This window comes from Pseudomonas sp. KK4 (assembly GCF_001984065.1).
GTDB lineage: Bacteria > Pseudomonadota > Gammaproteobacteria > Pseudomonadales > Pseudomonadaceae > Aquipseudomonas.
Map to the genome: position 1 here is coordinate 1 of NZ_LYVP01000216.1, position 3,948 is coordinate 3,948.

General features: G+C 60.3%; 4 protein-coding genes and 1 pseudogene. 3 read left to right on the forward strand and 2 right to left on the reverse strand.

Annotated elements, in window-relative coordinates; genetic code table 11:
- Nucleotides 1–227: 227 nt before the first annotated feature.
- Nucleotides 228–545, forward strand: coding sequence for a DUF3509 domain-containing protein (locus tag B0W55_RS28905; protein ID WP_077049314.1), 318 nt, complete (start codon nucleotides 228–230; stop codon nucleotides 543–545).
- Here the strand turns inward: B0W55_RS28905 and B0W55_RS28910 are convergent.
- On the reverse strand, nucleotides 542–1,042 hold the full coding sequence (locus B0W55_RS28910) for a phosphate-starvation-inducible protein PsiE (RefSeq protein WP_077049315.1): 501 nt from the start codon (nucleotides 1,040–1,042) through the stop codon (nucleotides 542–544). The genes B0W55_RS28905 and B0W55_RS28910 overlap by 4 nt on opposite strands.
- 278 nt (nucleotides 1,043–1,320) lie before the next feature.
- Here B0W55_RS28910 and B0W55_RS28915 point away from each other — a divergent pair.
- Nucleotides 1,321–1,560, forward strand: a pseudogene (locus B0W55_RS28915) (YebG family protein); the annotation flags it as partial.
- Between the two features lie 186 nt (nucleotides 1,561–1,746).
- On the opposite strand, the gene B0W55_RS28920 reads toward B0W55_RS28915, so the two are convergent.
- Nucleotides 1,747–2,766: a Glu/Leu/Phe/Val dehydrogenase dimerization domain-containing protein gene (locus tag B0W55_RS28920; protein ID WP_077049317.1), complete on the reverse strand. Its 1,020-nt coding sequence runs from the start codon at nucleotides 2,764–2,766 to the stop codon at nucleotides 1,747–1,749.
- 183 nt (nucleotides 2,767–2,949) lie between these two features.
- Between B0W55_RS28920 and B0W55_RS28925 the strand changes: the two genes are divergently transcribed.
- Complete coding sequence (locus tag B0W55_RS28925) at nucleotides 2,950–3,753, forward strand: SirB1 family protein (protein WP_077049318.1); 804 nt, start codon at nucleotides 2,950–2,952, stop codon at nucleotides 3,751–3,753.
- Nucleotides 3,754–3,948 lie beyond the last annotated feature (195 nt).

The window sequence follows — 3,948 nt, forward strand, 5'->3', positions numbered from 1 at the left end:
GACATCTACTTGTCTGACACACCGCCTTCGCGAGCAAGCCCGCTCCCACAATGAGATGTGTCAGCCCGACATTTTTTGTCGGACAATCCTTCCGGCATGCCCCTTGCTACACCCCTGTTGCAAGCATTGATGGCGATGTGGCCGTTCAGGCCGATGGTCCGGTGTTGCGAACTTATCCCGATATCGACCGGTCAACAACTGCACGTTCAATCAGGCGGTGACGCATCATGGACAACCCTTTTCAGCTCATTACCGATGCCTTTGCAGCGGATTATCAGATCAACCTGAGCATTCAGGGCCTGGACGGCAGCATCATGCTGACCTTGTCCAACAGCGGCCACGTCGTGGCCAAGCGCATGATCAGCGCCGAACAACGCAATGACCCCGAGCGCCTCAAGCGTTTGGTGCAAAGCATTCAGTTCGGCATCGCCATCGAGCAGGGCCACAGCGCGGTGGCTATCCTCGAAGCCATGACCGATGGCGGCACCCGCAACCTGCCGCCGCCCTCTGTCAAAGATCGCCCGCGACCGGCGATGGGGCTTTAAATCTCGCCCTTCTCCACTTCCGGATGTTCACTGGAACCCGCACCGATTTTTCGCTGCGGGTTTTCAATTTTCACCGACGGAAATTGCGATGACGCGTAACGCACCACCAGAATCGCGAACGCCAGCAGCAAAATCCCGCCGCACAGATAGATGATCCCCAGGTCCGGCGGGTTGTGGTGTGATACGTTGGAAATCAGCAGACGCGTCAGCGCGGTGATCGCCACGTAGATCAAAAAGCGCACCGGCATGTGGTTGGTCTTGAAATAAATCCCGACCATCGCCCCCAGTTCCAGATAGATGAACAGCAGCAAGATGTCATCGATCTTGATGTGTCCCGCTTCGATCATGCCGAGAAACTCCATCACCGCCGCCCACGCGGTCACGGCACCGATGGCGAACAGCGCCAGGTAGTGAAAGGTCTCGACGAACAGGTTGCCCAGGGACTCCGCCAGTTCATGCACGCTCTGGCGCAGATTTTCGGCCCAGTTGATTTTCACGATGATGCTTCCTTAGGTCGGCTCGACCGGATAATGCGGGTTGGACGTGACGGTTGTTCTGCATGCAGAAACAAGGCCACGCCATCATGGCGAGCGGCCATGGATTGCGCGCCGTGGCGTTTGGTCGCACCACGCTGGCCCACCACCTGACAAACCCACAATCCGGGCTACATTGAAAAGCCACTATCCAAAGCAGAGCGATTCGCTTATCCTTTTCGCTGTATATAGATACAGTAGTCGAATCAGACAACCCAATGTAAAGGCATGTGAGGTGGTGAATGGCCGTCGAAGTGGTATACCGCAGCAGCCGAGATCTGGAGCGCTTGTTCATGGATAAAGCCGAAGCTGACCGTCATGACAAAATGCTCGAACTGGCCGAGTTACTGTCCGAAGTGTTGCAAAGAGCCGTTCCGTCCCTGACCGAACAGCAAGTGGAAGAAGCCGGTATCTACATGGCGAAGAATCGCGATGTATTTGCCAAGGCGTTCAAGAGCCAGCCGGACGCCTTGTCCGAATTGCTGAACGCGCCGGTCGACGTCCCGCCACCGGTCGAAGCGCCGGCACCGGTTGAAGAACAGGCCGTTGAGCCGGTGGCCCCGGCCAAGCCAGCCAAGGCCGTAAAAGCCGCCAAGTAAGTGACAGCCGAATTGAACAAAGGCCCTGAGTCGAATGGCTCAGGGCCTTTTTCATGTCCAGCAAATTGTCTATCGGTACAGGACTTTTTCCGCCAACTCATCGGCCACCCGTGCCGGTGAGCGCTTTTCCGCCTGGGCATGGGCAAACACCTCGGTCAATCGCGAGGCGATCTTCGACAGGTGTGCGGTGATGGTCGACAGCTCTTCACCCCGGTGCTTGAGCGATACGTAGATCAGCCCGCCGGCGTTGATCACGTAATCCGGGGCATACAGGATGCCTCGCCGCTCCAGCTGATCGGCGACGTCCAGATGGGTCAACTGGTTGTTCGCCGAACCTGCCACCGCCGAGCAACGCAGTTGCGTCACGCTATGGCTGTTGAGCACACCGCCCAGGCCGCAGGGCGCCAGAATGTCGCAAGGTGTGCTGAGCAATGCGTCGTTGGCGATCGGGTGGGCGCCGAGCTGTTCCATGGCCAGTTGCACCTTGCCGTGGTCGATGTCGCTGACCAGCAGTTCGGCGCCAGCGGCATGCAACTGCTCCGCCAGGGCATAGCCGACGTTGCCCAGGCCCTGGATGGCCACGCGCAGGCCTTCGAGGTTGTCGCTGCCCAGTCGCGCCATGGCAGTTGCGCGAATGCCGGTGAACACGCCCATCGCCGCGTGGGGCGCGGGGTCGCCGGCCGAGGTGGTACTGGTGACGTGTTGCGTCTGCTGTGCGATGCAGTCCATGTCCGCCACCGAAGTACCGCTGTCGATGGCAGTGATGTATCGGCCGTCGAGCTGTTCGATGCAGCGCCCGAACGCTTCGAACAACGCTGCGCGATCGGCCACATGGGCCGGGCGCACAATCACCGCCACACCGCCCCCCTGGGCCAGACCGGCCAGGGCTGCCTTGTAGCTCATGCCCTGGGCCAGGCGCACGGCATCCTCGACCGCAGATTCGTCGTTGGGATAGGCAAGGTATCGACACCCTCCCAAGGCAGGGCCCAGGCGACTGTCATGAATGGCAATGACCGCCTTCAACCCGGTGGCCGGGTCGACGCTCAGATGCAGCGATTCAAGGCGAGTGCTTTGCATGAGAGCGAACATCGTAAAGGCTCCCGAATCACTTCTTGTAGTCGCCAGTATAGGCTTGCGCGCAAAAAATGCCGGAGCGCACCGGAATAAGCCGGGCGCCGCTTCAAGCAATCGGAAATAACCGCCAAGGCCACTGCGCGGCACTGGACGAATCAAGCAGACGAGGCTAAAACGAGGCATTACCCGGAGAATCTGATGACGCCGCGTCAATCGTTTTTCGCCTGCCTGCAATGTTCACCGCCCGCGCTGTTCGAGGCGGCGTTATGGATTGGCGCCGAACATGACAGCGAGGTGAACCTCCAGACCCTTCGGGAAAACTTCAAGGGCCTGCAACAGCGGGTGAGCGCCAGCCTGCCGATGCTGCCGGTGAGCGAACTGGCGCAGCCCTTGTTGCGACGCATGAATGACCTGGGTTTCGCCCAGGACGATTCCACGCCCTTGAAGCCGCACGTGGCGCTGCTCCATCGGGTGCTGGAGCGTCGCCGCGGCCAACCGCTGGCCCTGGGCCTGATTGCACTGGAGTTGGCCCGGGGGTTGGAGATTCCGCTGGTCGGGGTCAATTTCCCCGGCCATTTCCTGCTGCGCGTACCGGGCGCCGATCATCTGCTCGATCCCTGTGGCGGCCGGCGTCTGTACCCCAACGATTGCCGGGAACTGCTGCATCGTCAGTACGGCCCGAACCTCAAACTCAGTGCTGAACACCTGGCCACCGCCGAGCCTGTGCAGATGCTCCAGCGCCTGTCCCGCAACCTGCGTCAGTTGCACCTTGCCAACGATGATTTCATCGGTGCCCTGATCGACGCCGAACGGGTGCTGGAACTGGGCAACGCCACCACGGCCGACTACCTGGCCCGGGCCAGCCTGTACCAACGGCTGGACTGTCCGAACGCCGAGCGCTTCGACCTGGAACATGCCCTGCTGCTCAGCGATGATCCGATCCAACGGATTCGTTTGACCGAACGGCTGGGGCATTTGCCTCCCAACTCCATCGTTCATTGACCCGCCCTTCGCTCCTGCGTACGGATAGCGTCAGGCTTGCCGCGTTATCGTTGACGACCCTCGCGAGCGAGCGCCTACAGGACATCGATTTGGCTTGCGAGGGCGAGCGAGCCTGGATGATCGCCAAGGTTCCTGGTTTTGGTTTTCATGGTTTGGTACACCGCAGCCCCCTGTGGGAGCGGGCTTGCTCGCGAA